Genomic DNA, 15,012 nt, shown 5'->3' with positions numbered 1-15,012 from the left:
GCGCTGGCCGCTCAGTCTTCGTGTGCGGGCGGCGTGGCCGCATGCGAGTGCCGGTGATGAATGTCCGGATGGTGCGGGTGCTTGTGCGTCAGCGGCTCGTGTCGGTGCAAGTGCCGGTGGGGCTCTGTGCCGTCCCAGGCGAAGTCGTGCGCATGTTGGTGATGCGCGTCATGGGCATGCGCGTGGGCGTGCACCAGCGGCTCATGGGTGTGCGGGTGCTCGTGGCGCTCGCGCACGTGCAGCCACACGCCAAGCGCCATCAAGCCGGCCGCCAGCCCGAAGAGCGGGGGCGGGATGGCCGGCCAGATCGCCAACGACAGCAACACGCCAAAAAGCGGTGCCACTGAAAAATATGCGCCGGTGCGCGCGGTGCCCAGCGTGCGCAGGGCGACCACGAAAAGTGTCAGGCTGAGCCCGTAGCCGAAGAAGCCGATCAGCAGGCTCAGGCCGACGGAGGTCCAGGGCGGCAGTGCCGCACCGCTGGCCAGTGCCAGCGCGGTGTTGCAGCCGCCTGCCAGCAGGCCCTTGAGGCCGGCGACCAGCATGGCATCGTTGTTCGAGACCTTGCGCGTCAGGTTGTTGTCGATGGCCCAGCACAGGCAGGCGCCGAGGATGAACAGGGCGCCGGTGGAGACCGAGGCCGCGCCCGGTTCCCACGACAGCAGCAGGCCGCCGATGACGATGGCGACCATGCCCAGCACGATCTGGCGGTCGGCGTTTTCCTTGAAGACCAGCCAGGCGACGACGGCCGTCAGCACGCCTTCGACATTCAGCAGCAGCGAGGCCGAGGCGGCGCTGGCCTGGGCCAGTCCCGTCATCAACAAGGCCGGCCCCAGCATGCCGCCAAAGGCAATGGCGCCCAGCAGCCAGCTGAGCTCGTTGCGCGGGATGCGCAGCGAGGCCTGGTGGGCGGGGGCGCCGCCAGCGCCGGCCCGCCACTGCCGCAGCAGCAGCCATGCCGCCAGGCCGATGCCGCTGCCCAGGTACAGCAGGCCCGCCAGCAGCAGCGGCGACATGTCGCCGCCCAGCCACTTGGCCAGCGGCGTGCTGGCGCCGAACAACAAGGCCGCGGTGAGCGCGGGGAGGGCGGGTCGCAGGGACATGGGAAACCTGGGGTGGCGCGGGATCAGGCCGGCACGGCGGCGGCTGCCGGCACCTCGTCTTCATCGCGCCTGTGCGCCCAGCGGTACAGCACCGGCAGCACCAGCAGGGTCAGCAGCGTGGACGACAGGATACCGCCGATGACCACCGTGGCCAGCGGGCGCTGCACCTCCGCACCGGTGCCGGTGGCCAGCGCCATCGGCACAAAGCCCAGCGAGGCCACCATGGCGGTCATCAGGACCGGCCGCAGCCGTGTCAACGCGCCTTCCCAGATCGCGTCGTCCAGGTTCCTGCCTTCTTCGCGCAGGCCGCGGATGAAGGACAGCATCACCAGGCCGTTCAGCACCGCCACGCCGCACAGCGCGATGAAGCCCACCGCGGCCGAGATGGACAGCGGAATGCCCCGCAGCCACAGCGCCAGCACGCCGCCGGTGAGTGCAAACGGAATGCCGGTGAACACCAGCAGCCCGTCCTTGACGTTGCCGAACATCGTGAACAGCAGCACGAACACCATCAGCAAGGCCAGCGGCACGACCAGCTGCAGCCGCTGGGTGGCCGAGGCCAGTTGCTCGAAGGTGCCGCCCCAGGCCGTCCAGTAGCCGGCTGGCACCTTGACGGTGGCGATGGCGGCCTGGGCATCGCCGACGAAGGAGCCGAGGTCGCGCCCGGTGACGTTGGCGCTGACGACCACGCGCCGCTTGCCGTCTTCGCGGGAGATCTGGTTCGGGCCTGGCGTCAGCTCCAGCGTGGCGAGTTCTCCCAGCGGCACATAGGCCGTCGGCCCGCTGCCCCTGGGCAGGGCAATGGGCAGGCGGCGCAGCGCGTCGATGTCCTGCCGCACGGCCTCGGGCAGGCGCACCAGGATGTCGAAGCGCCGGTCGCCCTGGAAGAAGGTGCCGGCCTCGCGGCCGCCGATGGCGGTGGCCACGGTGGCCTGAACCTCGTTCATGTTCAGCCCGTAGCGGGTGGCCTTGGCCCGGTCGATGTTGACCGAGAGCATCGGCAGGCCGCTGGTCTGCTCGACCTTGACCTCGGTGGCGCCGGGCACCTGGCCCAGCCGCTCGGCGATCTGGGCGGCGGTGGTGTTCAGCACCTCGTTGTCGTCGCCAAACAGCTTCACCGCCACGTCCGAGCGCACGCCGGAGATCAGCTCGTTGAAGCGCAGCTGGATGGGCTGCGAGAACTCGTAGGCGTTGCCCGGCACCAGGGCCGCTTCTTCGCGGATCGCGGCCAGCAGCTCGTCGCGCGTCTTGCGCGGTGCGGGCCACTGGTCCATGGGCTTGAGCATGATGTAGCCGTCGGAGATGTTGGGCGGCATCGGGTCGGCGGCAATCTCTGCGGTGCCGGTGCGCGCGAAGATGCGCTCTATCTCGGGGAAGCGAGCCTTCAGACGGCGCTCCAGCTGCTGCTGCATGGCGACGGACTGCGTCAGGCTGGTGCCGGGAATGCGCAGCGCCTGGATCGCGAAGTCGCCCTCGTTCAGGTTGGGCACGAACTCGCTGCCCAGCCGGGTGCCCACCGCCACCGAGAACAGCACCGCGACCGCGGCGAAGGTGGCGACCACCGGCGCGTTGGCCAGCGAGGCCTTCAGGGCCGGCTCGTAACGGCGCCTGGCCCACAGCATCAGCCGGTTCTCCTTTTCCGCCACGCGTTGGCCGATGAACAGCGCAATGGCCGCGGGCACGAAGGTGATGGACAGCAGCATCGCGCCCAGCAAGGCCAGCAGCACGGTGAAGGCCATCGGGTGGAACATCTTGCCCTCCACGCCGGTGAGCGCCAGGATGGGCACGTAGACCACCATGATGATGAGCTGCCCGAACAGCAGCGGCCGCCTGGCTTCCCTGGCCGCGGCAAACACCTCGTGGAAGCGCTCCGAGCGTGTCAGTGGCCGGCCTCTGTGGGCCTGCGCATGGGACAGCCGGCGCACCGCGTTTTCGATGATGACCACGGCCCCGTCGACGATGATGCCGAAGTCCAGCGCGCCCAGGCTCATCAGGTTGGCGCTGATGCGGTACGAGACCATGCCGCTGAAGGTGAACAGCATGGACAGCGGGATCACCATCGCCGTGATCAGCGCGGCGCGCATGTTGCCGAGGAAGAGGAACAGCACCGCGACCACCAGCACCGCGCCTTCGAGCAGGTTCTTCTGCACCGTGGCGATGGCCTTGTCGACCAGCACCGTGCGGTCATACACCGTGACCGCCCGCACGCCGGCCGGCAGCGACTGGTTGATCGCCTTCATCTGCTTGTCGACCGCCCGCGAGACGCTGCGGCTGTTCTCGCCCATCAGCATGAAGACGGTGCCCAGCACCACCTCCTGGCCGTCCTCGGTGGCCGCACCGGTACGCAGCTCGCGTCCGATTTCGACCTCGGCCACGTCGCCCACGCGAACCGGCTGGCCCTGCGCGCTGCCGACGATGATGTCGCGGATGTCCTGCATCGACGCGACCTGGCCCGGCGCGCGCACCAGGTACTGCTCGCCGCGCCGCTCGATGTAGCCCGCGCCCTCGTTGGCATTGTTCTTCTCCAGCGCCGCCACCACGTCGGCCAGGCTCAGGCCGTGAGCCCCCAGCCGCTCCAGGTTCGGCGCCACCACGTACTGCTTCTCGAAGCCGCCGATCGAGTTGATCTCGGTGACGCCGGGCACATTGCGCAGCTGCGGCTTGACCACCCAGTCCTGGATCTCGCGCAGGTCGGTCGGCGTGTAGGCGCTGCCGTCGGGCTTCTTGGCGCCGGGCGCTGCTTCGACGGTCCACAGGTAGATCTCGCCCAGGCCGGTGGAGATCGGGCCCATACTGGGTGTGATGCCGGCCGGCAGGCGCTCCCTGGCTTCCTGCAGCCGCTGGTTGACCAGCTGGCGGGCGAAGTAGATGTCGGTGCCGTCCTGGAAGATCACCGTGACCTGGGACAGGCCGTAGCGTGACAGCGAGCGGGTCTGCGCCAGGCCGGGCAGGCCGGCCATCACGGTCTCGACGGGGTAGGTGATGCGCTGCTCGGCTTCCAGCGGCGAGTAGCCGGGCGCCTCGGTGTTGACGACGACCTGGACATTGGAGATGTCCACCACGGCGTCAATTGGCAGGCGCGTGTAGTTGTAGAGGCCCAGCCCGGCCATGCCCAGCACGGCCAGCATGACCAGCCAGCGCTGCTCGATGCAGAAGCGGATGATGCGTTCAAACATGGATGCGTCTTCCTTCAGTGTTCGTGTTCCGCCGAGCCCTTGCCCAGCTCGGCCTTCAACACAAAGGTGTTGGACGCGGCGATCTGTTCACCGGCCTTCAGCCCACCCAGCACTTCGACGCTGCGGCCGTCCGACCGGCCCAGCTTCACCGGCTGGCCCGCGAAGCCGCCATCGACTGCCTTGAACACCATGCTCTGCCCTTCGACCGACTGCACCGCATCGGCATTCACCACCAGTGGCAGCGTCTGCTGCTCGCCCAGCACCGCCACGGTGACGAACAGGCCCGGGCGCCACGCGCCGCCGGGGTTGCGCAGCGCCACGCGGGCGCGGGCGGTGCGGGTCTGCTCACCCAGCAGGGCGCCGACGTAGGCGATCACGCCCTCGGTCTTGCTGTCGAATGCAGTCGAGGAGACGATGACCCGCTGGCCCACCCGCACCGTGCCCAAGTCCTTGGGCGCCACCGCGAAGTCGGCCCACACGGTGCTCAGGTCGGACACGGTGAAGATGCTGGCGTCTTCCTTGACGGCCTCGCCCAGGCTCAGGTGCTTCTCCACCACGGTGCCGGCAAACGGCGCGCGGATCTCGAAGCGGTTCAGCACGGCCGAAGCGCCCGTGGCACCGACCGCGGCCAGTTTCTGCGCGGCGTTCTGCAGGGCAATGTCGGCCTCCTGCAAGGCGCTTTGCGCCTGCAGGAAATCCTGCTGGGCGGAGATCCTGTCCTCCCACAGCTTTTTCTCGCGCTCGAAGCTCACGCGTGCGGCGTCGCGGCGCTTTTGCGCGGTCAGCCATTCGCTGCGCTGCTCGGCCAGCGCGGTGCTGGCAACGGTCGCCAGCAGCTCGCCTTTTTTCACCTGCTGCCCGAGGTCGGCATGCACCGCCTCGACCACGCCGGCCAGGCGCGGCACGACGTGGGAGGTGCGGTCGTCGTTGAAGCGGATCTCGCCCTGGAACTCGGCGCTGGCCTGCAGCTGGCCCGGCCCGGTGGCCTGCAGCGTGATGCCTGCGGCCTTGATCTGCTCGGCGCTCAGCGAGATGCGCGTTTCCTCGTGCTCCTCGTGCGCTTCATGCTCGCCATGTGCTTGAGCTTCAGGCGCATGTGCGTCCTTGTCGCCAGGTTTGTCTTCGTGTGTGTCCTCGTGCTGACCTTCATGTTGTCCCTCGTGTGGATCGGCGTGCTCGGCTTCTTCGCCGCTGGTGTGCCGTGCCGTCATCAGCACCGCGCCGGTGCCGAGCAGGCCTAGCACGATGAGGAGCGCCATCGCGACGCGTTGTCTGGAAGTGATTGCCATGATGGGAAGGAATGCGTTTAGCGACCGAGCAGGCGGTCGATGGTCGCGGCGGCCTGGTGGGCGCCGGACAGCGTGTTCAGGTAGCGGCTGCGGGCCTGCAGCAGCGCGCGCTGGGCATCGATCACGTCGATGAAGCCGAACTTGCCGGCCTCGAAGCCCTGGCTTGCCGCGTCGAAGGCGCGTTGCGCGGCCGGCAGCACGGTGTCCTGCAGCGTCTGCACCGAGCTGCGGGCCAGCGCAAGCTGGCTGGTGGCTTGCTGCAGCTCGCCCAGCAGCCGCAGGCGCGTGGCGCGGTGCGCATCTTCGGCCTGCAGCGCACGCCTGCCGGCTTCGAGCACGCTGCCCTGGTTGCGGTCGAACAGCGGCAGAGGAATCGACACGCCGATGACCGCCTGCGTGCGGCCGAGTTCGTTGTCGCGCTTGGCGCCCAGGCTGAGCGTGATGTCGGGCACGGCCTTGCTGCGCTCGACTTCCACCATCGCCTGCCTGCGGCTGGCTTCGATGCGGCTGGCCTGCAGCGCCGGCGAGGCGTCGAGCTGTTGCCGCAGCTCATGCAGCGCCGCCGGGCTGGGCAGCTGGCTCGCATCGCCGGTCACTTCGGAGAAACCGGGCTGTTCGTCGCCCCACAGCGCCGCCAGACCGTGGCGTGCGGCCTGCAGTTCCGCAACTGCCTCGGCGGCCTCCAGCTGCGCGTTCGCCTGGTCGACACGCGCCCGGGTTTCGTCCACAGGCGAGACCTTGCCGGCGGCCACACGCTTGGCAATTGCATCAGCGGCCCGGGTGGCCAGCGCGGCCGAGTCGCCGGCCAGCTGCACGCGCGCCTGGGCCAGCAGCACCGAGAAGTAGCTGGCAATGACGGTGGCGCGCAGTTGCGCCTGGGCGTTGCCGAGTTCGGCCCGCGCCAGGTCCTGGCTGCGCTCGGCCGCGGTCACCCGCGCCTGGCGCTTGCCGCCCAGCTCGATGGGGAAGTCCAGCGTGGCCGTGGTGGTGCGCGTGGCGCGCCGGGTGTCCTCGACCGAGGCGTTCAGCGCAGGGTTGGGGAAGGCACCCGCCTGCTGCAGCGCACCGTCCGAGGCTTCGAGTTCGCGCTGCGCAGCGGACAGGACGGGACTGCCGGTGCCCGCAAGCTGCAGCGCTCTTTCAAGGGTGAGGGGCGACGCAGGCTGGGCCTGCGCCAGGAAGGGGCTGAGCAAAGTCGCCGCCAGCCCGAGCGGCAATAGAAGTGTTCTCATCGAATCTCATGGTGGTTCCAGGGATTCGGCGAGACGGATGGCTTGGGGTCAGTCCTTTCGTCCCGCCGGCTAGGCGAGACGGGGCCACTGTGGCCTGTCTGGTCCTTCTGCGAGGGCAGAAGAGCCGGCGGTGTCCGGGCCTTCGGCCAGGCTTTCGCGGGGCACCGCGCCCAGCGCCTGCAGGGCCGGTGCCACCAGCGCGGGCGCGCCGGCATGGCAGAAGCTGCAATCGTTGTCGACGCTGAGCTTGCCCTGCGACGAGGGATCGGCGCTGCCCTGGTGCTCATGTGCATGGTGCCCAAAGTGCGCGCCCGATTGCGGCGCCCTTTCGTGCTCGCAATAGGTCGCGGCTGCGCCCCAGGCGAACTGGAGCGGTATCAGCAAGGCAAGCAGCAACGCGATGAGCTTGGTCACGAAGGGAGGGAATTCTGTGGGCAACAAGGCAGCCGCGATTGGAAACCCTGAAGCGGGTAGAGAGTCAAGGGGTCAACGATTCTGTTGCCGTCATTTTCGGCCTTAAGCTTGGCACCCCGGCTTCTTTCGTTCCGAATCCCTGCCATGGCTGTCCACCCCATCCTGAAGATGGGCGATGCGCGTCTGCTGCGCGTCGCCCAACCCGTCACCGCCTTTGACACGCCCGAACTGCACGCGCTGATCGCCGACATGTTCGACACCATGGCCGCGGCCAATGGCGCCGGCCTGGCCGCGCCGCAGATCGGCGTGGACCTGCAACTGGTGATCTTTGGCTCCGGCCAGCACAACCCGCGCTATCCCGAAGCCCCGGTGGTGCCGCAGACGGTGCTGATCAATCCGGTCATCACGCCGCTGTCAGACGAACTGGAGGAGGGTTGGGAGGGCTGCCTGTCGGTGCCGGGCCTGCGCGGCCTGGTGCCTCGTCACAGCCGCATCCGCTACCAGGGGCTGGACCCGCAGGGCCGGCCCATTGACCGCGAGGCCGAGGGCTTCCACGCCCGCGTGGTGCAGCACGAGGTCGACCACCTGATCGGCCGGCTGTACCCGACCCGCATGGCTGACCTGCGCAAACTCGGCTTCACCGAAGTGCTGTTCCCGGAACTGGATCCGAACGCGGACGATTGAGGCAAGGCTGCGCAAGCCTCGCTGGTGGCGCGGTTCAGGCGGCCAGCGGCAGTGCCTGGTCTGCCGAGGCCGAGGCGGGCGGGTTGCGGGTGACATCGATGTCCGGGTGCCAGGTGTCCAGCATGAAGCCCAGCCAGGCATGGCCGGCGGCGCGCCAGCGCGCTTCCACGCTGCGCAGGTCATTGATCAGCACCCGGTGCGGCAAGCCGCCTGCATGCTGCAGCGGGAAGCTTGCGCCGGCACCGAACAGCTCGCTGCACTGCAGCCGCTGGTAGAGGCGCACCAGCGCCGGGCTGCGCGCGCCCAGCAGCATCAGCTGCACGCCAGCGGCGCGGCTGTGCAGGAACGCAGCCTTCATCAGCGCCAGCCTGACCAGCGGGTCCGCGCCCTGCGACACGGCGAAGCGGGTCAGCTCCACACGCGAGCAGGCCAGCACCTCGGCCGGCATGGCCACGCTGTGCTCGATCTGCAGCGGGCCGCCGAGACTGTGCTGCAGCCGCATCGTGCCGACCGGCTTGCCGCTGCGCTTTTCCTCGCACAGCAGCACGCTGCTGTGCGCGTCGCTGTCCATGTCGTCAGGGGCGAGCAGGGACTGCTGCAACTGCGGCAGGTGCCGGCCGTAAGCCCCGGCGCGAACGCTGCAGGCCGCCAGCAGGTCTTGCCGGGTGTGCGCGATGCGCAGGCGAAAACCGAGCAGCTGGACAGGGGCGGGCATGGACATCCCCACCATTTCGGCCCCAATGCCCACAGGGTTGAAGCAGAGACGCATGGCAGTTCCCCCGCTGTCTCGCGCTTGGCGGCCCGGTTCTTCCTGCGTCAGCCTGTCAGACCAGCCCGAAGACACGAGCGCGTCTGAGCGGGCGCGGTTCAGAATCCAGCCATCCCAACCCACCCGGAACATGCCATGGACGAGCAGCATATCCGCTTTGACGACGGGGCCGCCTACGAGGATTTCATGGGCAAGTGGAGCCGGCTGGCCGGCGAGCAGTTCCTGCAGTGGCTGGCGCCAGCGCCGGGTCAGCGCTGGCTGGATGTGGGCTGCGGCAACGGTGCGTTCACCGAGCTGCTGTTGCAGCGCTGCGCGCCGAGTGCGGTCGAGGGTCTCGATCCATCGGAAGATCAGCTGCTGTATGCGCGCGGCCGCCTCGCCGGCCAGCCAGTCCAGCTGCAGCAGGGCAGCGCGATGGCGCTGCTTTTTGCCAACGCGGCCTTCGACGCCGCAGTGATGGCCCTGGTCATCTTCTTCGTGCCCGAGCCGGCCAGGGGCGTGGCCGAGATGGCGCGAGTGGTCAAACCGGGCGGCAGCGTGTCGGCCTACGCCTGGGACATTCTTGGTGGCGGTTTCCCTTTTGCCGTGCTGCAGGAGGAGATGGCCGCACTCGGCGTGCCGCCGCTGTGGCCACCGCGCGCGGACGCTTCGCGCATGGACGCGATGCGCACGCTGTGGACCGAGGCGGGGCTGGTGGCTGTCGAGACAAAGGAAATCCACGTCCAGCGCAGCTTTGACGACTTCGACACCTTCTGGCGCGTGGCCCAAAGCGGGCCGCGGCTGGCCCCTCGGCTGACCACGATGGCGCCGGCCGATGTCGAACGGTTGACCGTTCGGCTGCACGAGCGCTTGCGTCCGGACGCGGATGGCCGCATCCGCTGCAGCGCCAAGGCAAACGCCATTCGGGGCCTGCGACCGGTGGCGTGACTTTGACTGGCGGCCCGCTCAGGGCGCTGCCAGCACCTGGGCCGTGGACTGCAGCTGGCCCAGCCGCGGCAGCACGTGGGCCATCGAGCCCTGGTGCGCCGCTTCTACCGGCGCGCCGCAGGCTCATGAGTGCAGGCGCTGCTGCAGCAGCAGACCGAGGACCGGTTCGTCACGCTGGACGCGCTGCGTGAACGCACCGCGCAGGCCGACCTGGCCATGCTGGCCAGCGAACTCTGCAGCGCGCTGGTGGCCTTCCGTGCGTCACATCCGTCCTTTGCCGTGCTGGTGGAGGACTCGGCCGGCGCCACCGGCCCGCTGGCCGCCGAGGTGCGAGGCCGGGTGAGGCGCTGGGTCATCGAGACGCTGGCACCACGGGCCACCGCAGGCCTCAGCCGCCAGCGCCTGGCCGCCGTCGCGGCGGTCGTGCAGCAGGCCATGAAGGCTGCGAACCAGCTGAAGGCCGATGACCTGCCAGGCGGCGGCGCGCCCGCGCTGAAGGAGCTGGCGCTGATGTTGCGCTGCTACCTGGAGGTGGCGCTGAAGCCGGCTGGGTGAGCGTCCATCGGGCGAAGCGATGCACGGTCATGTCGATTCAGGTCGGTCCTGAACGTCGTGTTGAGGAATCCGACGAGACTCAGCAAAGGAGAAGTCGACCATGATCCTCACCATCACCGCCTTTGAACGCTCGCCCGACCGCGGCAAGGGGCTGGCCCGTGACATGCGCGTTCGCTGGGCGCTCGAAGAAGCCGGCCAGGCTTACCAAGTTCGCCTGGTCTCCTTCGAGGCGATGAAAGCGCCAGCCCACCTCGCGCTGCATCCCTTCGGGCAGATTCCGACTTACGAGGAAGGTGACCTGGTCCTTTTCGAGTCCGCAGCCATCGTGTTCCACATCGCAGAGCGCCACGCAGGCCTGCTACCTGCCGATGCGGATGCGCGGGCCCGCGCCATCACCTGGATGTTTGCTGCGCTGAACACAGTGGAGCCGCCCATCCTGGACCTGCAAACCGCCAGGTTCGCGGAGGGAGACAAGCCTTGGTCCGAACAACGCCTGCCGCTGGTCAAGGACCGCATCCGCGTCCGGTTGCGTGAACTGTCGAACCGTCTGGGCGATGCCGACTGGCTGGACGGCGCGTTCAGCGCCGGCGACCTGATGATGGTCGCGGTGCTGCTCAGGTTGAAGCCGTCAGGCTTGCTGGACGAATTCCCCAGGCTGTCTGCCTACGTCGCCCGCGGCGAAGCCCGACCGGCCTACCAGCGGGCGTTTGCTGCGCAGTTGGCGGTGTTCACGGCGCAGTCGGCCGGCGGTTGACAAGGGCAGGGCTTGTGCCAGTTGACGCGCCCCCGCTACATGGCCGACGAGTTCGTTCAGCCTCCGGACGGGTTGGCGACCCAGTTCTGCAGCAAGAGGCCGGGCACCCGCTCGAACTCACCGATGTTGTTGGTGACAAGCGTAAGTCCCTCACTGCGGGCGTGGGCTGCGATGTGCAGATCGTTCACCCCGATGGGTCGCCCCACCTTTTCCAAGGCGCTGCGGATGGTGCCGTAGTGCAGTGAGGCCTTCGCGGTGTAGGGCAGCACCTCAAGCAAGCTGGAGAACTCTTCCACCACCGCCAGGTTCTGCGCGACTTTGGCGCTCTTCTCGGCGCCGTGGTAAAGCTCGCTCAAGCTGATGGCAGAAATCGCCATACGGCCAGCGTTTTCGTTGAATACGCCCATCACCTCTATCGGACGCCGCTTGATGACGTAGATGACGATGTTGGTGTCGAGCAGGTACTTGAGCATGACAGCTTCGACGTCAGAAGCCTTCGCGTTCGGCCTGCTGCTGCTCGCCACGCTCAGCCATGAAGTCCTCTGACGCCCGCGGTCCGTTCAGGAAGAACTCGTCCCAGGTGTGCCCTACCGGTGAGATGATGCGGTCAACGCCCCGGGCGCGCACCTGTACTTTCTTGACGCCTTCTGGGAGGCGAACGTCTGCTGGCAAACGCACGGCCTGGGACCGGTTGTTGGTGAAGACGGTGGTGATGCTCATTGCGTGGCACTTGAATGGGATATGGCGGAAGTATATGCCATCCGGCGGATGACGGATGTCAAGCCGTCGGCGGTCGCTGCTTCTGATGCAGTGCGGACAGTTCAGTCCGTCGCACGGTGGTCGCCAAGACCTTCAAACGCCGTCCACTTCTGCTCACTCGCCGCCGAAGCCACGGTCGCCTCGATGAACCGCACCCCGCGGGCGCCATCCTCCACCCGTGGATAGTCCGCCGCCAGCGGGTCGGCCGGCTGGCCGGCCAGCCGCGCGTGAATGTCCTCGGCCACGCCAAGGTAGACGTTGGCAAACGCTTCCAGGAAGGCTTCGGGGTGGCCAGTCGGCAGGCGGCTGGCGCGGCGGGCGGATTCGCAGAGCCACGGCGAGCCGCGCGTCAGCACGCGGCGCGGGGCGTCCAGCGGGGCGTGCACGAGCTGGTTCGGGTCTTCCTGGCGCCAGTCCAGGCTGCCTTCGCTGCCGAACACGCGCAAGCGCAGGTCATTCTCGAAGCCGGCGGCGATCTGGGACGCCAGCAGCACGCCGCGCGCGCCGCCGTGGAAGCGCAGCAGCAGGCTGGCGTCGTCGTCCAGCTGGCGGCCGGGCACGAAGGCGGTCAGGTCGGCGCAGAGGCGTTCTGCCTCCAGGCCGGTGACGGTGGCGATCAGGTTCTCGGCGTGCGAGCCGATGTCGCCCATCGCGCCGGCGATGCCGCTGCGGGCCGGGTCGGTGCGCCAGTCGGCCTGCTTGTTCTGGCCGCCTTCCACGCGCTTGGCGAGCCAGCCCTGGTGGTATTCGACGACGACCTTGCGGACTTCGCCGATCACGCCCTGGCGCACCATCTCGCGGGCTTGACGGACCATCGGGTAGCCGGTGTAGTTGTAGGTCACGCCGAACACGGTGCCGCGCTGGGCGACCACGCGCACCAGGTCCCCGGCCTGGGCGCTGGTGTGCACCAGCGGCTTGTCGCAGACCACGTGCAGGCCGGCGTCGGCGAATGCCCGGGCGACCTCGTGGTGCACGTGGTTGGGCGTGACGATGCTGACCAGGTCGACGCGCTGCTCGGCCGGCAGGCTCAGCTCGTGCGCCAGCAGGTCCTGCCAACTGCCGTGGTTGCGTGCAGCGGCCAGGCCCAGGTCGCGGCCGGAGGCGATGGCCTTGTCCGGCTGGGACGACAGCGCGCCGGCGACCAGCTCGTAGCGGCCGTCCAGCGCCATCGCGGCGCGGTGAACCTGGCCGATGAAGGCGTCGCGCCCGCCGCCGACCATGGCGTAGCGCAGCTTGCGGGGAGAAGTTTGTGCCATCAGCCGGCCATTCCGCCTTGGGCGTCCCGAGCGAAGGCGGCGTCGAAGTCGCCACCGGCGGGCGCGAAATCCAGCCGGCGGCAGTAGGCGGCACTCTCGGTGGCGCCATGCACGCGGTCCATGCGGCTATCTTCCCATTCGACGCTGAGCGGGCCGGCGTAGCCCACGTCGTTGAGCGCGACGATCAGCGATTCGAAGTCGATCATGCCGCGGCCCACGCTGCGGAAGTCCCAGCTGCGGCGTGCATCGCCAAAGGCGGTGTGGCCACCGAAGGTGCCCACGGTGCCGTCACCCTTGGCCCACCACACGTCCTTCATGTGCGCATTGAAGATGCGCTTGCCGAACCTTCGGATGAAACCGATGTAGTCCACGCCCTGGTAGGCGAGGTGGCTGGGGTCGAAATTGAAGCCGAAGCGGCGGTGCTGCTTCACGGCCTCCAGCGCGCGCTGGGCCGAGGCGGTGTCGAAAGCGATCTCGGTCGGGTGCACTTCCAGCGCGAAGTCCACGTCGTGTTTTTCGAAGCTGTCGAGGATGGGTGTCCAGCGGGCGGCGAAGTCAGTGAACCCGCGCTCGATGTAGGCCTGCGAGGTGGGCGGGAAGGCGTACATCGCGTGCCAGATGGCCGAGCCGGTGAAGCCGGTGACGGTCTTGACGCCGAAGTTGGCCGCGGCGCGCGCGGTGTCCTGCATCTCGCGCGCGGCGCGCTGGCGAACGCCTTCGGGGTCGCCGTCGCCCCACACGTGCTGCGGCAGGATGGCCTGGTGCCGCTCGTCGATGCGGTCGCACACCGCCTGGCCGGTCAGGTGGTTGCCAATGGCGAAGCACTGCAGGCCGTGGTCGGCCAGCAGCTCGCGCTTGCGCTCCACGTAGCGCGGCGACGCCAGCGCGGCCTGCACGTCGAAGTGGTCGCCCCAGCAGGCCAGCTCCAGGCCGTCGTAGCCCATGCGCTTGGCCAGCGGCGCAAGCTCGGCCAGTGGGAGGTCGGCCCACTGGCCGGTGAACAAGGTGATGGGTCTGGCCATGGTGGGCTCTCCTGCGCCAATTGCTCAGAACGGGGAATCGGGGAAATAGAACTGCTTGGCGTTGTCCTTGGTGATCAGCACCGAAGGAATGATGGTGTTGGGCGGCAGCTTCTCGCCCTTCAGCCGCGCCTCGGCGGTGAGCTTGATCGCGTCGTAGATGAACTTCGGCGAGTACGAGACGTTGGCCTGGATCAGCGGGTTGCTGCCGTCCATCAGCGTCTTGACCATGCCCTTGGCGCCGGCGCCGCCGAAGACGATCTTGATGTCGCTGCGCTTGGCCTGCTCGATGGCCTTCAGCACGCCGATGGCCATGTCGTCGTCGGCCGCCCACACGGCGTCGATCTGCTTGAAGCGGGTCAGGAAGTCCTGCATGACCTTGAAGGCATCGTCCCGGTTCCAGTTGCCGGGCTTGGCGTCCAGCAGCTTGATGCCTGGGTAGGCCTTCAGCGCAGCGTTGAACGCGTCCATGCGCTCGTTGTCGATGGTGGTCGGGATGCCGCGCAGCGCGACGATGTTGCCCTTGCCGCCCAGCGCCTTGCCCAGGTATTCGCCGGGGATGCGGCCGAAGGCGGTGTTGTCGCCGGCCACGTAGGCGTCCTGCGCCGAGGTGTCGGTCAGCCCGCGGTCAACTACGGTGACGTAGACGCCCTTGGCCTTGACCTGGGCGACCGGTTTGGTGAGTGCAGCCGATTCGAACGGGAAGATCACCAGCGCATTGATCTTGGTGACGGTGACCAGGTCCTGCAGCTGGTTGGCCTGCTCGGGCGCGCCGCCTGCAGTCTTCACCGTGACCTTCAGGCCCGGGTGCGCGGCCTCCAGGTCTTTCTTGGCCTGGTTGGCCCAGAACACGATGCCGGCGGTGAAGCTGTGCGTGGCCGACGGGATCACGACGCCGAGGTTGACAGGCGCGGCTTGCGCCAGTGCGGCCTGGCCGACGAAGGCCAGGCTGGCGGCTGCGGCCAGGCCCAGCAACCGAATGCGTGCAGGGGTGCGGAATTTCATGTCATGTCTCCTGTTGTGGTTGGGCAAGACAGCCTTCTGGTGGCTGCCGAAGGGAACGAGAAAGAGGTGC

15 protein-coding genes are annotated in these 15,012 nt (G+C 68.4%); 4 read left to right on the top strand and 11 right to left on the bottom strand.

The genetic code is table 11. The features are described from left to right. Positions 1 to 11: 11 nt before the first annotated feature. The 5 genes from LRH25_RS26495 to czcI all read right to left on the bottom strand — a co-directional run bounded on the left by LRH25_RS26495 (position 12) and on the right by czcI (position 7,214). Entirely contained in the window at positions 12 to 1,103 is a 1,092-nt protein-coding gene (locus LRH25_RS26495) for a DMT family transporter (protein ID WP_231012846.1), read from the bottom strand. 23 nt (positions 1,104 to 1,126) lie between these two features. Continuing rightward, a complete protein-coding gene (locus LRH25_RS26490; RefSeq protein ID WP_141289519.1) occupies positions 1,127 to 4,279 on the bottom strand; it encodes a CusA/CzcA family heavy metal efflux RND transporter in 3,153 nt (1,050 codons plus the stop codon). Between the two features lie 14 nt (positions 4,280 to 4,293). After that, positions 4,294 to 5,568: an efflux RND transporter periplasmic adaptor subunit gene (locus LRH25_RS26485; RefSeq protein WP_141289520.1), complete on the bottom strand. Its 1,275-nt coding sequence runs from the start codon at positions 5,566 to 5,568 to the stop codon at positions 4,294 to 4,296. Positions 5,569 to 5,585: 17 nt separating this feature from the next. Next, a complete protein-coding gene (locus LRH25_RS26480; protein ID WP_231012845.1) occupies positions 5,586 to 6,800 on the bottom strand; it encodes a TolC family protein in 1,215 nt (404 codons plus the stop codon). 69 nt (positions 6,801 to 6,869) lie between these two features. Next, complete coding sequence (gene czcI / locus LRH25_RS26475; protein WP_141289452.1) at positions 6,870 to 7,214, bottom strand: cation efflux protein, CzcI family; 345 nt, start codon at positions 7,212 to 7,214, stop codon at positions 6,870 to 6,872. A gap of 144 nt (positions 7,215 to 7,358) precedes the next feature. Between czcI and def the strand changes: the two genes are divergently transcribed. Continuing rightward, the gene (gene def, locus LRH25_RS26470; protein WP_141289451.1) at positions 7,359 to 7,898 is read left to right on the top strand and encodes a peptide deformylase; all 540 of its coding nucleotides are present in this window, start codon (positions 7,359 to 7,361) and stop codon (positions 7,896 to 7,898) included. 34 nt (positions 7,899 to 7,932) lie between these two features. On the opposite strand, the gene LRH25_RS26465 is transcribed toward def, so the two are convergent. After that, positions 7,933 to 8,613 (bottom strand): hypothetical protein, encoded by a 681-nt coding sequence (locus LRH25_RS26465; protein ID WP_211361483.1) that lies wholly within the window; start codon positions 8,611 to 8,613, stop codon positions 7,933 to 7,935. Between the two features lie 189 nt (positions 8,614 to 8,802). Here LRH25_RS26465 and LRH25_RS26460 point away from each other — a divergent pair, with 189 nt between their 5' ends. From LRH25_RS26460 to LRH25_RS26450, 3 genes are all read left to right on the top strand, one after another. Then, positions 8,803 to 9,594, top strand: coding sequence for a class I SAM-dependent methyltransferase (locus LRH25_RS26460; protein ID WP_141289450.1), 792 nt, complete (start codon positions 8,803 to 8,805; stop codon positions 9,592 to 9,594). 129 nt (positions 9,595 to 9,723) lie between these two features. Beyond that, entirely contained in the window at positions 9,724 to 10,149 is a 426-nt protein-coding gene (locus LRH25_RS26455) for a hypothetical protein (RefSeq protein WP_141289449.1), read from the top strand. A gap of 100 nt (positions 10,150 to 10,249) precedes the next feature. Then, complete coding sequence (locus tag LRH25_RS26450) at positions 10,250 to 10,903, top strand: glutathione S-transferase family protein (protein ID WP_141289448.1); 654 nt, start codon at positions 10,250 to 10,252, stop codon at positions 10,901 to 10,903. 56 nt (positions 10,904 to 10,959) lie between these two features. On the opposite strand, the gene vapC is transcribed toward LRH25_RS26450, so the two are convergent. The 5 genes from vapC to LRH25_RS26425 form a co-directional block, all read right to left on the bottom strand. Next, complete coding sequence (gene vapC, locus LRH25_RS26445; RefSeq protein ID WP_141289447.1) at positions 10,960 to 11,376, bottom strand: type II toxin-antitoxin system tRNA(fMet)-specific endonuclease VapC; 417 nt, start codon at positions 11,374 to 11,376, stop codon at positions 10,960 to 10,962. Between the two features lie 13 nt (positions 11,377 to 11,389). After that, positions 11,390 to 11,623, bottom strand: coding sequence for a type II toxin-antitoxin system VapB family antitoxin (gene vapB / locus LRH25_RS26440; RefSeq protein WP_141289446.1), 234 nt, complete (start codon positions 11,621 to 11,623; stop codon positions 11,390 to 11,392). Between the two features lie 101 nt (positions 11,624 to 11,724). After that, positions 11,725 to 12,918, bottom strand: coding sequence for a Gfo/Idh/MocA family protein (locus LRH25_RS26435; RefSeq protein WP_231012844.1), 1,194 nt, complete (start codon positions 12,916 to 12,918; stop codon positions 11,725 to 11,727). Beyond that, positions 12,918 to 13,940 carry a sugar phosphate isomerase/epimerase family protein gene (locus tag LRH25_RS26430; RefSeq protein ID WP_141288057.1) on the bottom strand — a complete coding sequence of 341 codons (1,023 nt, stop codon included), beginning with the start codon at positions 13,938 to 13,940 and terminating at the stop codon, positions 12,918 to 12,920. The genes LRH25_RS26435 and LRH25_RS26430 overlap by 1 nt, the downstream gene beginning before the upstream one ends. Positions 13,941 to 13,964: 24 nt before the next feature. Further along, on the bottom strand, positions 13,965 to 14,942 hold the full coding sequence (locus LRH25_RS26425) for a substrate-binding domain-containing protein (protein WP_141288058.1): 978 nt from the start codon (positions 14,940 to 14,942) through the stop codon (positions 13,965 to 13,967). Positions 14,943 to 15,012: the final 70 nt, after the last annotated feature.

The organism is Ideonella azotifigens, assembly GCF_021043325.1.
In the GTDB taxonomy this organism is placed as follows: Bacteria; Pseudomonadota; Gammaproteobacteria; order Burkholderiales; family Burkholderiaceae_C; genus Ideonella; species Ideonella azotifigens.
The sequence above is the reverse complement of the archived record's forward strand: the minus strand, read 5'-3'. Positions and strand labels throughout refer to the sequence as shown.